Genomic DNA, 17,523 nt, shown 5'->3' on the forward strand with positions numbered 1-17,523 from the left:
CGCGGCTGCGGGCGCCGCAATCGGTTCGCGCGGGCTCGGTTCTCCGGCGGCCGCCCTCAGGCGCCGGATCGCCCGGGTCCCACCGGCGTGGTGATCCGCCCCGGCACGTACGGGGCGCCGCGGGTCCTCGGTGGCCGGGCAGCGCCTGCGGTGGCCGCCCACAGCTGCTGTCAGGAGAGGACCGGGCAGGTAAGCGGTCCGCTCTACCCCTCCTCGCTCTGAGGCGAGGGTTTGAGGGCGGGGCGTTATCCTGCTGAGCACATGGGGCGCCTGATTGCCCATGCAGGTACGCCCGTGCGTTTCTCCGGCGTGAGGTCGCGGTTGACAGTTCAACAGATCTTCTGGATGGCTGCGTCAGGTTCGGGGAGGACCACATTCCACAGCTGCGCTGTCTTGTCGAGGCTGCCGGTGACCAAGGACAAGGTACGGCCGTCGGGGCTGAACGCCACCGAGTGCACTGAGTTGGTGTGCCCGATCAGGTGGTGCGGAACTTGCCGGTGGCCACATCGGAGTTCGGGGCGTCCTTGCGGCGGTTGACCGCGGACGGCAAGGCGTAGCTGCTGGTGTTGGGCGACGTCCGGTTGTTCGACCGGATCCGGTCGGGCATGGACGGCCTGCGGGGCGCCGGGGGATCAGTACCGCTGCGGCGCCTGCCCCGGGGCCTGGTCTTCGCTACTTCCAGACGAGGACGTCGATGGTCACCGTGTGCTGCTTCTGGTCGACCTGCCCGACGGTCACCCGTGCGTACCTGCCCTCGTCGCTCTTGACACACAGGACCGTGCCTTTGGTCATCTTGTCGGAGACGAGGGGGCTGGTCACGTAGCCGGGTTTGTCGCACGCGGCCTTGTCGGGTGCCGTCTGCACCACCCTATGGCTGCTCCACAGGGTGCCGTCACTCATGAAGTAGAGGTCGCTTGGAAGGGCCGAGTTGCTGTACCCCCAATTCGCCGACTCATCGAACGTCTTGTCCAGGTTGATGCCGTAGCCCCGCGCAATCACGAGGCTGTCTTCCGCCCGCCACACGGTTGGCGCGGTGGCGTCTGATGGGGGTGGCGCACTCGGTCCGACAGATTCAGCAGGTGCGGGCGTCGTCGGATTGACGGTTACCGGAACAGACGCGGTAGGCCGAGGGCTGGTGGAAGGTGAGGTTGAAGGGGGGCCCGGGGACTTCGGCGTGTTGAGCACACCTCCGATGATGGCGGCCAACAGCGCGGCGCCTGCCGGGACCATCAGCACGGGATTCCGCCACCACGGGTTGGGCGAGCGGGTCGTCGCCTGAACCCCGTCCGGCCCTCGTGCGCCGCCATCTGCCTGATTGCCGTCGTCCGGTCCCTGAGTCATGGCCCCCCGATCCCCTACCTGCTCCGATGCACTCCCCTTGCCCGACCTGCGGCACAGCAACCATCCTCCTGCGTAGGGAACTTGATTTCATAGCCTGACTCTGTCGGGGATCTTGAGGATCCCCGGCGGGGCGGCGTGATCAACGGGCATGCTCGGCTCTGTTCAAAGAACCGATGAGGTTGTCGAGGTGCCCGTTGTCCTCGGCGCCCGTTCTGGTGAGCAAGTCCCTTCTCTGACCGCGCAGATGGCGCGAGCGAGCAACCCAGGCGGTACAACGGCGATGTGGGTGAGAGACCACCTGGGCGGGCTGTGGCGTGACGAGGACTTCGCCGACTGGTACCCGCGCGACGGCCGCCCGGGGCTCTCGCCCGCCCAGCTGGCCACCGTCTGTGCGCTGCAGTTCCTGCTCGGCCTGTCGGACCGGCAGGCGGCCGAGGCGGTTCGCTGCCGCATCGATCTCAAGTACGCGCTGGACCAGGATCCTTGCCACAGGCGGCGACGCCGTCCGGCTGCTGGAGCAGGTCGGAGAGCATGGGGCGGATCGCCTGTCCGGCCCCCGGGTCCAGGCCCTGCGCAGATCATGGTGCAGAACTGCTACCGCGACGGGGCCGGCCGTCTGCGCTGGCGCACCGCCGAGGACGGCGGGCTGCCGCCCTCGGCCGTCGCAGTCGTCTCGCCCTACGACCCGACGGCCCGCTACGCGCGCCGCGGACATGTCACCCGTTGGAAGGGGTTCGTCGCACATCTCACCGAGACCTGTGATCCCGACGACGTCGTGATCACAGATGTGGCCACCACCGACGCGAAGGCTCTGCCCGGCATCCACACCCGGCTGGAGCGCCGCGGGCTGTTGCCGGCCGAGCACCTGGTCGACGGCGGCTACACCTCCCTGGTCCGTCTGGAGCAGGCGGCCCGGGAACACCAGGTCTTTTCCGGCCGGCGCGGGGGCTGCGGCCATGGCGGGGCCCCGGGTGCGGGGGACGTCTTGGGTGCGTGGGCTTGCCGGCGGCCTACGCGATCACTCCGAGGTCCGACGCAGCACCATGCAGACGAAGCCGAAGCTGTCCCGGTAGCCGTGCAGCCACTCCGAACGCGCGGCGTTAGCCGTCTCCAGCGCCTGTGCGGCACCCGGATCGTCAGGGTGGTCCAGAGCCCATGCGGCCAGCGAGCCCCAGCAGGCCCACTCGTATGCGTCCAGCTCACCGCGGGTGCTGACATGGCCGTGGACAGGGGTCCATCCGTCGGCGACGACGCGGTCCACCGTGGTCGCCAGGTCGTCGAGGTCACCGAACATCTCGACGGCCGCCGGTGACGGGTCGCGGTCCCAGAACGACTCGCCGATCAGGACGCGGCCGCCGGGAGCCAGGTGCTCGCGGGCTGCCGCGAGCGTGGGCAGGAGACCGCCGAAGGCATGAGTGGCGCCGACGCTGATCACCAGGTCGAACGGCTGTGGAGAGACGAAGTCCGCGGCCTCCTGCTGGTGGAGGAGCAGGCGCTCGTCGACTCCGAGTCTGCTCGCTGCCTGGCGGCCCTGCGTCAGGGCGACTTCGGAGACGTCGACGCCTTCGGCGTGCAGGTGCGGGCGCGTGGCCAGGGCGCGCAGCAGCCATTCCGCCGTGCCGCATCCGAGATCGAGGACTCGCTCGTCGCCTCGCGGCAGGCCGCGTTCGAGCAGAAGGCTGACCGAGTCGTCGGCGAGCGGAGACTTGATCGGGTGGTCGGCATGGGCGATCGCGGAGATCTGCTCGCGGCTCATCGGCGCGCCGTGCCCCGCGTCGAGGAGCAGCTTCGCGGCCACCTCCGTCCCGTCGGTGCGGATCGTGTCGGCGACGGCCTTCGCCCGTGCTTGCGTCTCGGGGGTCAGGGCCGTCCTGAGCGCGCCTGACAGGGACTCGAAGGTGGGGGTCGGGCCGTCGTGTGCCGCGCCGATGCCCAGGTCGGCCACGCGGCCGGCCCAGTGCGGCTGGTCCACGAACTGGGGTACGACCACCTGGGGTGCACCGGCTCGGGCGGCGGTGGTCGTGGTGCCCGCGCCGCCGTGGTGCACGACGGCGGCGACCCGGCGGAACAGCGCCTGGTGGTTGACGTCGCCGACGGCGAAGCAGTCGCCCGCATCGTCGACCAGACCCAGGTCGGCCCAGCCGCGGGAGACGAGCACGCGGCGGCCCTGCGCGCGGGCCGCCTCGACGGTCGTCCGGGCGATGTCGGTGGCTGCGGTCATGGGCATGCTGCCGAAGCCGACGTACACCGGCGGGGTGCCGGCGTCCAGGAACGCCTCCAGGTCGGCGGGCAGGGGGCGTTCGTCGGGCAGGATCCACGCCCCGGTCTGCACGACGTCGAGGTCCGGCAGTTCCTGCCACGGGCCCAGGACCGGGTCCACCGCCAGCCACGGCCGTTCGGTGAAGACGTGCGCGCGGACGTCGTCCACAGGGGCGAGGCCGATCGCCGCGCGGTGGGCGTTGAGGGGCTGGAGGTAGAGGGCGTTGACCTTCTGGGTGTCCAGGTCCCACAGGGCCCGGCGGTCGGTCATGTTCGGTGGGGCCGGCGGGCCGGGCCGCGGCGGCGGCGGGTAGTGCGGGGAGGGCATCTCGAACGGGTGGAAGCCCGCGTACACGTAGCGGATGCCCAGCTTCTCGGCCACCGAGCGGGCGCCGGCCGGCATCAGACCGCTCGCCACCAGCACGTCACAGTCCTCGGCCGCCTTGCCGACCGTGTCGAAGTGCGCGGCGACCAGCTCGGCCGCGAACGCGGCCGCGTCCGACGGCGGCGCTCCCGTCCGCAGCGCGCGCACGTCCCGCCCGAAGGGCACCAGTTCCGCGCCGACACCGGCCAGAAGTTCGGCGAATTCCTCGTCCGGCGGTGCGCACACGCGTACCTCCGCGCCGAGCTTCCGCAACTGCGCCGCCAGTCCCGCCAGCGGCGCGATGTCGCCGCGCGATCCGTACGCCATCAACAGCACACGCATGTCGTGTTTCTCGTTTCTGTAGGTGCCGGCATCGGCCGGCGTCGGTGCGGCAGGGTCCGGGTCTTCCGGGTCTTGCCTGCCTCGCGCCCGTTGGGGCGGTTCGTGTCGGGCGGTGCTGATCACCGGGATCAGCGGGCCAGGGCAGTTCGCGAGTGCCTTCGGTTCCGGGTACGGAGACCAGGGCGTAGCAGTCCATCGCGACGTGGGCCCCGGCCCGCTCCGGGCGCGGCCGGGTGCTGTCCGACCACTGCCCCATCCGCATGTGCTGAGGGAACGGACTTACTGGCGATCAGTCCTCGATCGCCTGGTACAGAGTGGTCCAGAAGTCGTGCATCAGGTGGACCGAGTCGGGGACTGAGGTGCCGACCTGGGTGAGGAGGATGCCGACGACGTTGTTGACGGGGTCGGCGTAGGTGGAGGTGCCGGCGCCGCCGTCCCAGCCGAACTGGCCGACGGGAGCGTAGTCGCCGCGGTAGGTCCGCACCGCCATCCCGAAGCCCCAACCGCCGTGCTGGCCCTGGCCGAAGGATATGTGGACGTTGTTGGTGGCCAGCTCGGTGCGGGCGGCGTTCTGCGCGGGGGTGAGGCGGTTGGTGGTCATCAGCTCCACCGCCTGCCTGGACAGAACGCGCTCGCCGCCGTGCCTGCCGCCGTTCAGCAGCATCTTGAAGTAGGCGTGGTAGTCGTCCGCGGTGGAGACCAGACCACCGCCGCCGCCATGGAAAGCCGGAGGGATGTTCCACCGGCCGCCCTTGGACTCGTCCCATACGTGGAACTCGCCGGACACCGGGTCGGGCGCGTAGAGGACCGGCAGCCGGTCGATCTTGTCGTCCGGGACGTGGAAGCCGGTGTCCTCCATCCCCAGCGGGCCGAAGACGCGTTCGCGCAGCGCCTCCTCGAAGGTCTTGCCGGTCACCCGGGAGACCAGTACGCCGGCCAGGTCGCTGGCGAGCTGGTACTGCCAGTGGTCGCCGGGCTGGTGCATCAGCGGCAGCGCGCCCAGGCGGCGCAGCCACTCGTCCTGCTCGGGCATCGGCGTGGGCAGGTTGGGCGTCAGTCCCTGTGCGAAGACCTCGTTCATGATCGGCGTACCGATCGAGGTCATGTCCATACCGAGGCCGAAGGTGGAGGTCAGCACGTCCCGGACGGTGATCGGACGGCGCGCCGGGACCGTCTCGTCGATCGGGCCGTCGAACGCCTTCAGCACCTGACGGTCGGCCAGCTCCGGCAGCCACCGGTCCACCGGGTCGTCCAGCCGCAGCCGGCACTCGTCGAGCAGCACCATCGCCGCCGCTATCGAGACCGGCTTGGAGGTGGACGCCATCCGGAAGAGGGTGTCCCGGCGCATCGGCGCGCCGCCGTCGTGCTCCATCGTGCCGAGCGTCTCGACGTGCGTCTCGTCGTCCTTGCTGTACAGGGCGACGACGCCGGGGATCTTGCCGGAGTCGACGTGGCGGGCCAGCACGTCGTGGATCTTGCGCTGCCCTGAAGTAGTGAACTGGGACATGGTGTGGTGCTCCCTAGTCGGGTGGAATTGTCGGGGGAGGAGGGGAAAGGAGGAGGTGACGGATGAGGGGGGGTCAGAGGCTGCGGGCGGAGATGTCGCCGTTGCCGCTGGTGGCGCTGATCTCCAGCACGGGGGAGCCGTTGTTCTTCAGGGCGTTGCTGACGCGGCCGTGGCGGGAATCGGCGTCCAGCGTGGCGGAGGCGCCGGGGGCGGCGGCGATCGAGATGTCGCCGTGCTGGGTGCGGAGCACCACCGTGCCGCGCACCGCCTCGCCGATGGTGATGCCGCCCCGCGCGGCGGAGATCTCCGCGGGGCCGCCCAGCCGGCCGACGTGGACATCGCCGTCGACGGAGGTGAGGCGCAGGCCTTCCACGTCGGCGATCTCGATGCGGCGGTGGGCGCCACGGACGGTCACGTCGCCGAGCCTGCCCTCGGTGCGCACCTCTGCGGCGGCGGAGGTGGCCTCGACGCGGGAGCCGGTGGGGAGCTGAACCGTCACCTCGACGGATCCGGGGTTGCTCAGCACCTGGTTCCTCGCCTCCGGCGCGATGACGCGCAGCACGCCGTCGCCGAACTCGACCGTGGTCTGCTCCGCGGCCTTCACATCGCGGCCCTTGCCGGCGTCCGCGGGACGCACCTCGACGGTGGTCTCGGCGCGGTCGGCGGCGAGGAGGCTGATGCGTCCGGCGGGTATCTCCACAACGGCGGCGATCGCGCCGGGGGTCTCGAACTTCTGCATTGGATGTTCTCCTTGGTGGGGTGGTCACGGGTCAGATGGTGGAATGGCCAGGTTGTGGAGTGGTCAGGTGGTGGGCAGGTCGAGTTGGTATTCGTGGGTGCTGCGGTGGAAGCGGAAGCCCAGCTGCCGGTTCACGGCGAGCATGTGGGTGTTGTCCTGGGCGTTGTCGGTCTCGATCTCCACGATTCCGGGGTGCCCGGCGCGGAGCCTGCGGACCATCTCTGCCTTGACCCACAGCCCGAGCCCGTGGCCGCGGTGTGCGCGCACCACGACGGTGTCGTACTGCAGTGCCCGGCGGGTCTCCCCGGCCCGGATGACGATCTCGGTGTATCCGGCCACCTCCCCCTTGCCGAGCGCAGCGGTCGTCAGCAGTACGTCACCGCGGTCGCCGACCACCTTGCCCATGGCGCGAACGCGTTCGGCGTCCCACGCCACGCTGCCGTAGTCCAGGTCGCCGGTGGGCATGTCGTTCATCGCGTTCTTGGCAGCGGCGAACGCCTCGGCCAGGTCGTCGGGAACCGTGCCGGTCCAGCCGGTCAGACGGTAGCCGGGGTGCTCGGCATCGGCGATCCGCAGCAATTCGGCCACGTCCAGCTCGTCGAAGCGCAGCATGAGGTGATCCAGGGTGAGCGCCCGGCGGAAGCCGTGGCGCTCGCTGAACGCCTCGCCCGGGCTGTCGGCCGCGGCTGTCGCGACGAGGCTGCGCCGGCCCTCGGCGCGGCAGGCCGCCACGACCGCCGACAGGAAGAGGGAGCCGGTTCCCAGGCGCCGGTGTGCGGGATCGACGTGGAGTTCCAGTTCGGCCAGGTGCTGCTGGCCCGTTGAGGTGAACAGCCGCAGGCCGGCAACTCCGACGGGGGCGCCGTCCGCCGCGGTGGCGAGCCAGGTCAGCCGACGGCTGCCGAGGGCGGGCTGGGTGAGCTGGGCGTGGATCTGTCCGGGGTCGGGGGCCGGTACTCCCGGCAGGTCGTGGGCCGTCGAGGCGGCGACGACCTGGTGCCACGCGGCGGCCTCGGTATCCGAGACGCGTTGGAGCGGAGTGACGTGTACAGATGGAGACACCGAGATGGCTTTCCTGGTAGAGGTCGAGGGGCGAATTCGGCCGGGCGATGGAACGTGAGGGCGGCGGGTGGTGAAGGTGTGTCAGGCCGTGGTGCCTGGACTCCAGCGGTCGAGAGCGGTGTAGGCCGGGATCCATCGGGCGGTGCAGGCGGCGTACGCGTGCGCGGGCAGCTGGGCGAGGAGCCTCGTCATGGTCGGCTTGTCGGCGCCGTCCAGGAGCCACGGCAGCAGAAGTGGTGCGTCCTTGCCGATGTGCTGGGCGTGGACCTGGCTGAAATGGGCCCACTGCTCGGCGGTCAGCGTCCGCCGCATCAGCGGGAAGGCCGTGTCCTCCTCGTGCTTGAGGTGTCCGGCCAGGCCGCGGGTCAGCGCGTCGGTGAGCTGGCCCAGCCGCAGCGGGTCGGCTCCGGGCTCGGCCAGCAGCTCGTCGACGGCCTGGATCACCGGAGCAATGGCGGCGTGCTCGGCCTCCATCACCTCCAGCAGCGCCAGGTCCTTCGGGCTGCCGGCCAGATTCTGCCGCAGTGGCGGCCACAGCGCGCCGTCCTCGGCAGCGTGGTGCGCGCGGAGGGCCCGCTTGAACAGTGTCCATCCGGCAGCGGCGGCCAGTACGCGCACCGGGTCACGGTCCGCGGCGGTGGTGACCCGGTCGAGCTGGGCCAGTTCCCGGCGCAGGGCACCATGCATCGCGTACATCACGGTCAAGTCGATGACGTCGCTCATCGGGCCGGACTAACGCGGCGTTCTTCACGGTTCTTCATGCGTGCATGCATGCCTCAAACGATCTTGCGATCCGCGCATATGATCAAGCCATACTTCCACGCGGTTCGATAACCGCTGGGTTATCGACACGGGGGTCGGGGGCCGGTGGAGCTGCGGGACATCGAGATCTTCCTCGTACTGGCGGAGGAGCTGCATTTCGGCCGGACCGCACAGCGGCTGCACGTCTCCCAGGCGCGCGTCAGTCAGGCGATCAAGAAGCAGGAGCGGCGCATCGGCGCCGAGCTGTTCACCCGCACCAGCCGCACGGTGCGCCTGACCGAGGTCGCCCGGCAATTCCGCGACGACCTGCAACCGGTCTACGCGGGCCTGCACGATTCCCTGGAGCGGGCCCAGCTGGCGGCCCGCGGCATCACCGCTCAGCTCCGCGTCAGCCTGATGCCCTTCAACGTCGCCGATCTGCACCCCTACTGGAAAGCGTTCCGCGCGCGCCACCCGCAATGGGGACTCCAGATCCGTCAGGCAACCTTCACCGATCCGTTCGGCCAGCTCCGAAGCGGTGCCATGGACGTCCTGGTCGCCTGGCTGCCGGTGGAAGAGCCGGACTTCACCGTCGGGCCGACCCTGTGCACCGACCCGCGAGTCCTTGCCGTGGCCGCCGACCACCGGCTCGCGGCACGGGACTCCGTACCGGTGGAGCTGCTCGCCGAGTTCCCACACGCCACTGCCCTCGGCCTGCCGGACTACTGGGAGGACAGCTACCTGCCCTTCCACACCCCACGAGGCCGACCGATCGAGCGCATCACGGCCGCGGCCTCGGACAACGGCGATCAGCTGATCAGCCACGTCGGCATGGGCGACATCATCCACACCTTCCCCGGCCATGTCACCAGGTACTGGGGCATGTCGAACATCCGATTCCTCCCTGTCCCCGAGATGGGCACCCTGACCTTCGCTCTGGTCTGGCGGACCGAAGCCGAAGACGACCTCATCCGCGCCCTGGCCGACACCGTGCGCGACCTGGGTGTATTCCGCTTCTGACGCAGCCTGTCGACTCCACCACGTCGTAGGCGCCGCAGCCTCGCGGATCGTTCACCAGGCTCGCGATCTCTTTACCGAGGGCGAGCCGTGTCAGGGCGATGTGGACGACCTGGTCCTGCACTCCCCTGCACGCGTTGACGCACCTTCATCGGGGTGAGTTCAAGCGTCGCCAGCAGATCAGCGCGCATCCCAGGGCGAGGAACCCTTCGTGGATGTCGTCGCGGACTTCCCAGCGGATCCGCAGGCGGCGGAACCAGTGCAGGTGGGCGAACGCGCGGTGCTGCAGGCGGCAGCTCGGCGCTGCAGTCCCTCGAACGACAGCCGGCCCGCTTGCGGATCCCAGACAACGAGCCGGGTTCGTCGACCTGGACCCGCTCCGCGCCCCCGGCGCCCCGCGGTCCCAGGGGCGCGGCCACCGGGAAACGCTTCGCGCTGGCGGGCTTTCGCCGGCTCCTCGAGGACCGGGCGCAGCGTGCACGGGACAGTGCAGATCTCACGGCCGGCTGGCTTCCCCGCGTCTGACACGACGGCGGGGCATCCACAGGCCTGGGGGCCCGAACTCACCGGCGACACGGGTAGCAGCAGCGGAGCGCCGATGCCCGAGGTCGTCCTCAAGCTGTCCCACATGGGACAGGGCGAGCTCCATAGGCGGCCAGGATGGAGATTGGAGGCGCGCGTGAGGCGCTTGGCAGTGTCGGGTCATCGTGTTGTGGTCGTCGACCCGGCACGGACCCACTGCGGCAGCAAGCCTGCTCGCGGGCCGCTACTCGCCAGGAGCCCGATATTGGACCTGCTCCGCTCTGCGCAAGGCATCCAGCGTTTCGTCGATGCTCAGGAGGACGGTCGTCTCAAACGAGCTAAGCGCGCCACCTCCGCTGATCGCCAGCGCAACCGCGGCCATGGACACGTTGTCCGGAGCCTCCCAGAGGTTGTAGCCGTCGTGCGTGCCGAAGGCGTACCAGAAGCCGTGAAGGTTTCCCCCAACGGATTCAATGTAGGACCGAGCGGCCTCTGCGCGGTCCTCGGGGTGGCCGATCAGCCTCGCCCAAGTCTCAGGCGTGTAGCTGAACCTCGATAGATAGAGCGGCATCGTGTCTCCCTTTCGTTTCGCCAATAGATGCCCACGCTGGATGGGAGACGGGCCTGGGTGGATCACGGTTCGCCCAAACAGCCGGACGATCGCCACAACCCGGAGTCAACGGGTGAGCAGGCCGCGCTTCGTTGACCTGATCCGCCTGGCCGACCCAGGCCAGAGCGTCAGCGTTCGCATGCGCCCTACCGAGCCCGCGCTCGAATTGGCACAGGTACGTGAGCACGAGCTCACCCTCCAGCACTCCACTCCGGATGCTTGACAACGACGATTGGGAATCAGTCACAAGACCCGCGGCCGCCGCTACGCCGTCCCTTCCGGATCATGCTGGGCCCGCGACGCTCCCCCAGCTCCGCTGGGAGGTGCCTCCACCGCATGGGCTCTCTCCTCGGCCTTGCGACGCACGGCACCAGACGCCGCGGGCTGATCCAGCCTGATCCGAAACACCCGGGCCCAGTGAGCTGAGCCAGAGCCTCCGCTAGATACAGCGTTCGATCGCGTCAGCCTCTCCCCTACGACTCACGTCACTAGAGTGGCCCGGTGCATCTGAATTCCGTGAACTGGCTGGACGGGACGGACTCCGGCGTCTACGTGCTCTGCCCCGAGAGTCGTGTCGCGGACTGGGAAGGCACCCAGGGGTTCACGGCGCTGGAGGAGTACGTCAGCACGATCGTGCTCCCCGGCCACGGTGAGATCCTGACGATCGGCGGAGAGGCCCTCCCCGTGACGTACGTCCCCGACCTCGACCGAGACTGTAGGTGGCCCAGTCCCCGGCGGATGCCTTCTGCCACTGAACGGCGACTTGGATGTGGACGCCGAGAAATCGCGGTGGGGTTCCTGCATACGCCTCCTTGAGCCTCGGGATCGAGCTGCCCAACGAGCGAGAGAAGGTGCAGTTGACGCACCAGCCGCGGTATCCGGTCAGGTAGCGCTGGCCCTGGCCCTTGATCAGGATCCCTTCGACACAGGGCACATCGGTCCAGGACTCCAGCCACTCCCGCCTTCGCGAGGTCCGTGGTCATCGGTCAGAGCGTCCACCGCGCTGTCAGGGCATGGCAGGGAGGCGGTCAACGCGTTGATGAGCTGGGCGAGCTCGGTACGTTGCCGGTCGGTCAGTGTGGCGTAGAGCGGCGCCTGCATCTCGTCGGTGAGTTGCTCGGCACGCTGCCGTCGGGGGACCTGTGTGGCGGCAACGGCATGCGGCTCTTGCCAGCCGTAGTGGGTTGCCTGTTCGACGCCGAGGTTGATGACCATGGCTGCTTGGGCGCTCAGCCCACACAGGCGCACCGCCGCCAGATGGCAGGCGCCACGGTGTTCCCGTAGTACGTGTATGCGCTGCATGGCGGCGCCGATCGGGTCGTTGCCGGGGCAGGGTTGCGCGCGCCAGCCGGCGAACAGGGGAAGGGCGTCGGTGTCGGCGGCGTCGATCAGCTGCTGTGCCAGGTGGTTGAAGTGCTCCACGTCGACGTCGGTGGGGATGTTGGCGCGCCCCCACGTCCGGACGGCCTGCGCGTAGCAGGCGGCGGCTTCCTTCGCCGGCATCACGGGCCGTCCCGCCACCCAGCCCGCGGTAACGAGGTGGGGGCCGAGGAAGCCCTGCACCGCCTGGACCACCGAGGCCGGTGCCTCGCCGAGCACGCCGAACCGCCCGCGGCAGTAGAAGCCGCGCCCTGGGGCGAACCCGGCACGCAGACCGATGGTGGCGGTCGCCTCGTCGGACATGAACTCGTCACCGAAATCGTGGATGGGCCGGGCCACTGCGGCGATGCAGTCGAAGATTTCCATGCGCTGAAGGTCGCTCACCATGACTCAATAGGTCAAGGGGATGATTTCTGATGAAACCCTTTAGGTAATCTATCGAGTCATGCTGGATATCCGCCGTCTACACATGCTCAAGACCGTCGCCGCCCGCGGTTCCATCGCTGCGGCCGCCCAGTCACTGGCGCTGTCTGCCGGTGCCGTGTCCCAGCAGCTGTCCGCGCTGCGGCACGACGTGGGAGTCGACCTGCTGCGCCCCGACGGGCGAACCGTGGCACTGACGGAGGCGGGCCGGGTGCTCCTCGAACACGCCGACCGGATCATCGCTGCCATGGAGGAAGCCGAGAGCGCCCTCGCGGCGGTCAAGGGCACGGTAGGCGCCACCGCTACGCTCGCCGCGTTGCCGTCGACCGTCGCCAGGATCGTGGCTCCCGCGCTGACCGCACTGGGCTCACACCACCCGCAGCTCACCGTGACCTGTCTTGTCACCGACCAGGCGCAACTGCGGGAACTCACGCTCGGCGCCGTCGATGTGGTGCTGGGACAGCGGTATCACCACCGGCCCGACACCGCGCCCCGGGGCATCGACGTCTCGCCGCTGCTCGACGATCCGCTGCTCGTCGTCACCGCCGCCGACCAAGTTGACGAACGGCCCGTCGCCCTGCGGGAACTGGCCACGCACAGCCTCGCCCTGCCGCCGCCGACCACGGACTGCGGACAGGCCATCCTGCAGGCCTGCCACCAGGCCGGTTTCACGCCCACGACGCGCTACATCACCGCCGACATCGCCGCCCAGCTCACCCTCGCACGGGCCGGCCTCGCCACCGCGCTCGTCCCCCGAACGGCCATCGACCCGACCACACCCGGAATCCGCACGGCGCCCATCGAGGACCGCCCGATCCTGCGCCTCCTGTTCGCCGCGACGCGTCACACCGAGACCCCGAACCCGACGACCACAGCCGTCATCGCCGCCCTGCGCACAGCCGCGCAACAGGGGCGCACCACACACCTCCCGCCAGCCTACTGAGGCTTTTGGGCGTGGTGTCGTCAGGCCTTGAGGCCTGTGTCGGTCAGGCAGCCGTCGGGCATGCCACCACTGCGACGCCGCCGCCAGCCTCGGGGCAGTCCTGCAGCTGGGTCGCGGCCACGCCCCGGTGTGACGCGTTACTTTAGCGCGGCGTTCTTCCCTGCATGGACGACATGCTGGACCTGCTGCTTGACGGAGTGACGGAGCCGCGGCTGAAGCTGATCAGCGGGGATGAGGCCCGGGCCCTGATGGACCTCCTCGGCGTTCTCGACGACGACGTGCAGCCCGAGGAGATCCGCAGGGCCGCAGGCGAAATGCGCTTCCGCCTCGGCTCCCGTCTGGCCTGAATCCGCTGCCTCGCCTAGCGCTGCCTCGTGGCAGCGGTACGCCTCGCAACGAGCATGTCACCAGCCCCGAACCGGGCTCACGAGTTGCCAGGAGTGGACGTCCTGGAGTCCACGCTGACCAGCGATAAGTCTGTTCTTCCCGAACGGGCCGCCTCGGCGATCATGCCTTCCAGCAGAGCGGAGAAAACACCGGCGTCCCGCCAGACCCGGAAGCGTCCGTAGACGGTGGCCCAGGGGTCGAACTCGCAGGGCATCTCCCGCCACTGGCCGCTTGAACGGAACCGCCAGATCACGCCCTCGAACTGTTCCTGCAGCCGCTCGGGATACGGACCGTACCTGCCGATCGGCAGGTACGGCTCGATGAACTTCCGCTGAGCATCGGCGAGTTGCCTGCGCGTCACGACCAAAGTCCTACCGGGTTCCACCCCACGAAGAGGACAGAACCGAGCAACTGATCACGCCATCACACAGGCCCTAGCAGCAGGTCCTGCCCCGTTACGACCAGCGGTGTGGCGCTCAGCGCTCGTAAGTCCCGACCAGGGTGCCGGAGGCCAGCTCCCTGCCCATCAGGGCACGGTGCACGTCCTCGACGCCCGGCCGGTCGTGCAGCGGCAGCGGCTCGGACAGGGCGTACAGGCGGAAGAAGTACCGGTGCGGCCCGTGCCCCGGTGGAGGCATCGGCCCTCCCCAGCCCACGCGCCCGAAGCCGTTGGGCCACGGCAGGCCGCCCTGCGGCTTCTGGCCCTCCGCTACCCTGGTCGTCCCCGGATCGATGCCTGTCACTAGCCAGTGCAGGAAGGTCGGCCCAGGCGCGTCGGGGTCCTCGCACAGGAGCACCAGCTCCGTCGCCTCGTCCGGCACCCCCGACCAGGTCAGGGGCGGTGAGATGTTCTCCCCCTCCCCGCTGTACCGGAGAGGGATCACCGTATTGTCGCCGAACGCGGTGCTGCTGAGTTCAATTCCGCTCATGCGCGCCGCTATACCCGCGGGCGCCGGCACCGGTCCGCACACCAAACCCCCCGTACGGCCGAGCCCGTGCGGCCCGCCGCCGGGTGCGGGGTGAGGATGGCAGTGTGCCGACAAGGATCCTGTTCGAAGGCCGCCCCGGCTCGGGCAAGACGACCGCCCTCCGCCAGCTGGCCGAGCTGCTGCCCGCCCGCACGGCCACCGGCTTCACCACGGAGGAGATCCGGCAGTCCGGCCACCGAGTCGGCTTCGCCCTGGAGACCCTGGCAGGCCGGCGGGAGGTGCTTGCCCATGTCGACCTCCCCGGTCCGCCGCGGGTGGGGAAATACGGCGTCGACCTGGGCGTCATGGAACGCCTGGCGCTGCCGTCGCTCCGGCCGGCGGCAAGCGCCGAGGCGACGGGGCGGCTAGTGATCATCGACGAGCTGGGGCGGATGGAACTGGCATCCGAGGCGTTCCGGGACGCGGTCATCACCCTGTTCGCCGCGGACATCGACGCCGTCGCCACGGTCCACGCAGACCACGATCCGTTCACCGACGCCCTCAAGCGGCGCGCCGACATCGAGGTCGTCCACCTCACCCCGGCAAACCGAGACTCCCTGCCCGAGAAGCTCGCCGCCCGGCTGCAGGGGCGAGCATCCCGGCCGCTGAGACGGCCAGAGCGATCGCGAGTTCCCGCTCGCAGCCGTTGAAGCCGCCCACCGCCGCGTCGATCTGCGCGTGGGTGCCACACTCGATTAACGTCACCACCCTCACCTGGGGAAACCCTGCCGACTGGCCGTTCTTGACCGGCCCGCCGAACGCGGCCCGGTTCACCTTCGTGTCCGGCGCGTCCAGCACGAACCCTTCCACCGCGGCCAGCCGCATCCCGCGGTAGAAGGAGTCCTGCAGTCCGACCGGCGCCAACGGGCCGGCCAGTTCCCGAAACACGGCCTCCAGCACCAGCGGCCCCAGACGCCCGCGCCCGCGTAAACGACGACCTGTTCGGAATACTTGCAATCAGCTCTGGGACGCTGCCGACCAGGTGTTCAGCGACATCGTCGTAGGAATCCTGCTGGAACAGCGCCAGCGCAAGGGTGAAATAGACCATGAACCCGGCGGGCAGCGCGCCGGGTTTCTTGTCCCGGACCCGGCACTTCTCCAGCACGCTGGCGACGAGTTCCAATTCGGTGGCGGTGGGAGAGGGTGAGTTGCTTGGATCGGCGCATGGAGAACTCGATCTGGGACGCGTTGCTGCCGGTGGTCCGGGAAGAGGTGGACGAGCTGATCAGGAGTGGTCGGCGGCTTCACGCGGTGAAGCTCATCCGGGAGGCCCACCCCGGGCCGCTTCCTCGACTACCTGACGCTGTGGAGGTGATGTGCGAGCGCGCGGCGGAGCTGCGGTGCTGACACGGGTGTCGGGGCTCTGTGCAGCGAGTCCGTGGGTCCAGCTGCGACGCAGAACCCCGTTGGAGTCCGGATGGTGAATATCCGACTGGCAGGGCTTCAGCGTTCTCGCGTGGAGCCCAGTTCGTGGCGATCTGTCGGCTTGGTGGGGCGCCGGAACGTGGCAGGCGCGGGCTTCCAAGATCATGGAGCTCTCGACACCCCGTGATCCGACTGGAGGACCGTGCCTGCCAACACATCAGCGCCGATCCTGACTGCCTTTGACCAACTCCGCCGGCATCCCGAGGCCGTGCCCGAGGAGATCCCGGGCCTGCTGGAGCGACTGGCTGAGGTGCCCGATCCCCGGGACCCGCGCAGGGTGCGACACGCCCTGGTCGCCGTGCTCGCCTGACCGCGTGCGCGGTTCTGGCCGGGGCGACCTCCCTACTGGCGGTTGGCGAGTGGATCGCTGACGCCCCGTCCTGTGTCCTGGAGCGCCTTGGCGTACGGCCCGATCCGCTGTTCTCGAAGCGGTGCACGCCTACGGAAACGACGGTACGGCGGCTGCTGGGCCGCATCGACGGCGACGTGTTGGACCGGGCAGTGGGCGGCTGGCTGGCCGACCGGTGCCCCGGCACCGACGGCCGGATGCGCGCACTGGCGGTCGACGGCAAGAGCCTGCGCGGAGCAGGCAGGGCCAAAGGTCGGAAGGTTCACCTGCTCGCCGCATGCGACCCCGTCCGCGGCTTGGTCCTGGCCCAGCTCGACGTGGGCGAGAAGACCAATGAGATCACCTGCTTCCGGCCGCTACTGGAGACCCTCACCGACCTGGCCGGCGTGGTCGTGACCATCGACACGATGCACCCCCAGCCCGAGCATGCGACATACCTGCTCGGCCGCAACGCGAACTACATCGTGATCGTGAAAGGGAATCAGAAGAAGCTCCGCAAGCAGCTCAAGCCCTTTCCGTGGAAGCATATTCCGCTGCAGTCACGAACCCATGACACCGGGCACGGCCGGGGCGAGATCCGCAGGTCAAGGTGTGCACGGTGAACAACCTGCTCTTCCCCAGCGCACACCAGGCCGTTCAGCTCAGGCGCCGCCGGGTGGACCGCACGACCGACAGGATCAGCATCAAGACCGTCTACGCCGTCACCAGCCTGACCGCCGGGCAGGCCACACCCGCCCAGCTCGCGACCTCCATTCGTGACCACTGGAAGATCGAAGCCCTGCACCACGTCCGAGACGTGACGTTCGCCGAGGACGCCTCACAGCTGCGGACGGGCACCGCCCCTCGCTCGATGGCGACCTGGCGCAACCTCGCTATCGGCGCCCTCCGCCTCGCGGGGAACACCAACATCGCCGCCAGCCTTCGACGCAACGCTCGCGACTGTCGATACCTGCCAGCCGTCAGGTGACGATGACACGCAGAACGTACGGCTCGCCGGCGCTGGTGGCCGCGGCCTGTTCGCACAGGTCCGCTCGGCGGCGTGCCCCCGGGTGCCGTGACCGAGACCGCCAAAGAGGTCGTCTCGTTTGATGCCGAAGCCCTGGCTTCGCGGGTGGGCTACCGACCGATCTACGCGCTCCGAGAG

General features: G+C 69.5%; 18 protein-coding genes and 4 pseudogenes. 8 read left to right on the forward strand and 14 right to left on the reverse strand.

Annotation, left to right across the window (positions count from 1 at the left end; all coding sequences use genetic code 11):
• Positions 1 to 329: 329 nt before the first annotated feature.
• The 3 genes from OG429_RS00355 to OG429_RS00365 form a co-directional block, all read right to left on the reverse strand.
• On the reverse strand, positions 330 to 458 hold the full coding sequence (locus OG429_RS00355) for a WD40 repeat domain-containing protein (RefSeq protein ID WP_328923259.1): 129 nt from the start codon (positions 456 to 458) through the stop codon (positions 330 to 332).
• Positions 459 to 475: 17 nt separating this feature from the next.
• Entirely contained in the window at positions 476 to 607 is a 132-nt protein-coding gene (locus OG429_RS00360) for a hypothetical protein (protein WP_328923260.1), read from the reverse strand.
• 65 nt (positions 608 to 672) lie between these two features.
• Positions 673 to 999, reverse strand: a complete 327-nt coding sequence (locus OG429_RS00365) for a hypothetical protein (protein WP_328923261.1) — start codon at positions 997 to 999, stop codon at positions 673 to 675.
• A gap of 622 nt (positions 1,000 to 1,621) precedes the next feature.
• Here OG429_RS00365 and OG429_RS00370 point away from each other — a divergent pair.
• Positions 1,622 to 1,756: pseudogene (locus tag OG429_RS00370) on the forward strand (hypothetical protein); the annotation flags it as partial.
• 603 nt (positions 1,757 to 2,359) lie between these two features.
• On the opposite strand, the gene OG429_RS00375 reads toward OG429_RS00370, so the two are convergent.
• The 6 genes and pseudogenes from OG429_RS00375 to OG429_RS00400 form a co-directional block, all read right to left on the reverse strand.
• Positions 2,360 to 3,097 carry an SAM-dependent methyltransferase gene (locus OG429_RS00375; protein ID WP_328930117.1) on the reverse strand — a complete coding sequence of 246 codons (738 nt, stop codon included), beginning with the start codon at positions 3,095 to 3,097 and terminating at the stop codon, positions 2,360 to 2,362.
• 15 nt (positions 3,098 to 3,112) lie between these two features.
• Positions 3,113 to 4,306 (reverse strand): annotated as a pseudogene (locus OG429_RS00380) (glycosyltransferase); the annotation flags it as partial.
• A 289-nt stretch (positions 4,307 to 4,595) separates the two neighbouring features.
• Positions 4,596 to 5,813, reverse strand: coding sequence for a serine hydrolase domain-containing protein (locus OG429_RS00385; RefSeq protein WP_328923262.1), 1,218 nt, complete (start codon positions 5,811 to 5,813; stop codon positions 4,596 to 4,598).
• A 73-nt stretch (positions 5,814 to 5,886) separates the two neighbouring features.
• Positions 5,887 to 6,552, reverse strand: a complete 666-nt coding sequence (locus OG429_RS00390) for a DUF4097 family beta strand repeat-containing protein (RefSeq protein ID WP_328923263.1) — start codon at positions 6,550 to 6,552, stop codon at positions 5,887 to 5,889.
• Positions 6,553 to 6,615: 63 nt separating this feature from the next.
• Positions 6,616 to 7,614: a GNAT family N-acetyltransferase gene (locus tag OG429_RS00395; protein WP_328923264.1), complete on the reverse strand. Its 999-nt coding sequence runs from the start codon at positions 7,612 to 7,614 to the stop codon at positions 6,616 to 6,618.
• An 81-nt stretch (positions 7,615 to 7,695) separates the two neighbouring features.
• Entirely contained in the window at positions 7,696 to 8,337 is a 642-nt protein-coding gene (locus OG429_RS00400) for a hemerythrin domain-containing protein (protein ID WP_328923265.1), read from the reverse strand.
• Between the two features lie 144 nt (positions 8,338 to 8,481).
• Here OG429_RS00400 and OG429_RS00405 point away from each other — a divergent pair, with 144 nt between their 5' ends.
• On the forward strand, positions 8,482 to 9,375 hold the full coding sequence (locus OG429_RS00405; protein WP_328923266.1) for a LysR family transcriptional regulator: 894 nt from the start codon (positions 8,482 to 8,484) through the stop codon (positions 9,373 to 9,375).
• Between the two features lie 763 nt (positions 9,376 to 10,138).
• On the opposite strand, the gene OG429_RS00415 is transcribed toward OG429_RS00405, so the two are convergent.
• On the reverse strand, positions 10,139 to 10,465 hold the full coding sequence (locus tag OG429_RS00415; protein WP_328923267.1) for a GYD domain-containing protein: 327 nt from the start codon (positions 10,463 to 10,465) through the stop codon (positions 10,139 to 10,141).
• A gap of 948 nt (positions 10,466 to 11,413) precedes the next feature.
• Positions 11,414 to 12,250, reverse strand: a complete 837-nt coding sequence (locus tag OG429_RS00420; protein WP_328923268.1) for an SCO6745 family protein — start codon at positions 12,248 to 12,250, stop codon at positions 11,414 to 11,416.
• Positions 12,251 to 12,329: 79 nt separating this feature from the next.
• Between OG429_RS00420 and OG429_RS00425 the strand changes: the two genes are divergently transcribed.
• Both OG429_RS00425 and OG429_RS00430 read left to right on the forward strand, forming a co-directional pair.
• Positions 12,330 to 13,250, forward strand: a complete 921-nt coding sequence (locus OG429_RS00425; protein ID WP_328923269.1) for a LysR substrate-binding domain-containing protein — start codon at positions 12,330 to 12,332, stop codon at positions 13,248 to 13,250.
• Between the two features lie 164 nt (positions 13,251 to 13,414).
• Positions 13,415 to 13,597, forward strand: coding sequence for a hypothetical protein (locus OG429_RS00430; protein WP_328923270.1), 183 nt, complete (start codon positions 13,415 to 13,417; stop codon positions 13,595 to 13,597).
• 98 nt (positions 13,598 to 13,695) lie between these two features.
• Here the strand turns inward: OG429_RS00430 and OG429_RS00435 are convergent.
• A pseudogene (locus tag OG429_RS00435) lies at positions 13,696 to 13,998 on the reverse strand (transposase); the annotation flags it as partial.
• Between the two features lie 115 nt (positions 13,999 to 14,113).
• The gene (locus tag OG429_RS00440) at positions 14,114 to 14,566 is read right to left on the reverse strand and encodes a YbhB/YbcL family Raf kinase inhibitor-like protein (protein ID WP_328923271.1); all 453 of its coding nucleotides are present in this window, start codon (positions 14,564 to 14,566) and stop codon (positions 14,114 to 14,116) included.
• Between the two features lie 104 nt (positions 14,567 to 14,670).
• Here OG429_RS00440 and OG429_RS00445 point away from each other — a divergent pair, with 104 nt between their 5' ends.
• Positions 14,671 to 15,255 carry a nucleoside-triphosphatase gene (locus OG429_RS00445; protein WP_328923272.1) on the forward strand — a complete coding sequence of 195 codons (585 nt, stop codon included), beginning with the start codon at positions 14,671 to 14,673 and terminating at the stop codon, positions 15,253 to 15,255.
• A gap of 275 nt (positions 15,256 to 15,530) precedes the next feature.
• Here OG429_RS00445 and OG429_RS41280 read toward each other — a convergent pair.
• Positions 15,531 to 15,728 (reverse strand): annotated as a pseudogene (locus OG429_RS41280) (transposase domain-containing protein); the annotation flags it as partial.
• A gap of 41 nt (positions 15,729 to 15,769) precedes the next feature.
• Here OG429_RS41280 and OG429_RS00450 point away from each other — a divergent pair.
• The 3 genes from OG429_RS00450 to OG429_RS00460 all read left to right on the forward strand — a co-directional run bounded on the left by OG429_RS00450 (position 15,770) and on the right by OG429_RS00460 (position 17,346).
• Positions 15,770 to 15,952 carry a hypothetical protein gene (locus tag OG429_RS00450; protein WP_328923273.1) on the forward strand — a complete coding sequence of 61 codons (183 nt, stop codon included), beginning with the start codon at positions 15,770 to 15,772 and terminating at the stop codon, positions 15,950 to 15,952.
• 441 nt (positions 15,953 to 16,393) lie between these two features.
• Complete coding sequence (locus tag OG429_RS00455) at positions 16,394 to 16,981, forward strand: ISAs1 family transposase (protein WP_328930118.1); 588 nt, start codon at positions 16,394 to 16,396, stop codon at positions 16,979 to 16,981.
• Complete coding sequence (locus OG429_RS00460) at positions 16,978 to 17,346, forward strand: hypothetical protein (RefSeq protein WP_328923274.1); 369 nt, start codon at positions 16,978 to 16,980, stop codon at positions 17,344 to 17,346. The genes OG429_RS00455 and OG429_RS00460 overlap by 4 nt, the downstream gene beginning before the upstream one ends.
• Positions 17,347 to 17,523: the final 177 nt, after the last annotated feature.

Origin of the sequence: Streptomyces sp. NBC_00190, assembly GCF_036203305.1 — a bacterium.
Lineage (GTDB): Bacteria > Actinomycetota > Actinomycetes > Streptomycetales > Streptomycetaceae > Streptomyces.

Excerpts from the sequence above, each read along its gene's own strand:
- OG429_RS00390 (WP_328923263.1), bottom strand. The coding sequence starts at position 6,552 with ATGCAGAAGTTCGAGACCCCCGGCGCGATCGCCGCCGTTGTGGAGATA.
- OG429_RS00430 (WP_328923270.1), top strand. The coding sequence starts at position 13,415 with ATGGACGACATGCTGGACCTGCTGCTTGACGGAGTGACGGAGCCGCGG.
- OG429_RS00375 (WP_328930117.1), bottom strand. The coding sequence starts at position 3,097 with ATGAGCCGCGAGCAGATCTCCGCGATCGCCCATGCCGACCACCCGATC.
- OG429_RS00425 (WP_328923269.1), top strand. The coding sequence starts at position 12,330 with ATGCTGGATATCCGCCGTCTACACATGCTCAAGACCGTCGCCGCCCGC.
- OG429_RS00385 (WP_328923262.1), bottom strand. The coding sequence starts at position 5,813 with ATGTCCCAGTTCACTACTTCAGGGCAGCGCAAGATCCACGACGTGCTG.
- OG429_RS00420 (WP_328923268.1), bottom strand. The coding sequence starts at position 12,250 with ATGGAAATCTTCGACTGCATCGCCGCAGTGGCCCGGCCCATCCACGAT.
- OG429_RS00400 (WP_328923265.1), bottom strand. The coding sequence starts at position 8,337 with ATGAGCGACGTCATCGACTTGACCGTGATGTACGCGATGCATGGTGCC.
- OG429_RS00440 (WP_328923271.1), bottom strand. The coding sequence starts at position 14,566 with ATGAGCGGAATTGAACTCAGCAGCACCGCGTTCGGCGACAATACGGTG.
- OG429_RS00360 (WP_328923260.1), bottom strand. The coding sequence starts at position 607 with ATGCCCGACCGGATCCGGTCGAACAACCGGACGTCGCCCAACACCAGC.
- OG429_RS00450 (WP_328923273.1), top strand. The coding sequence starts at position 15,770 with ATGGAGAACTCGATCTGGGACGCGTTGCTGCCGGTGGTCCGGGAAGAG.
- OG429_RS00415 (WP_328923267.1), bottom strand. The coding sequence starts at position 10,465 with ATGCCGCTCTATCTATCGAGGTTCAGCTACACGCCTGAGACTTGGGCG.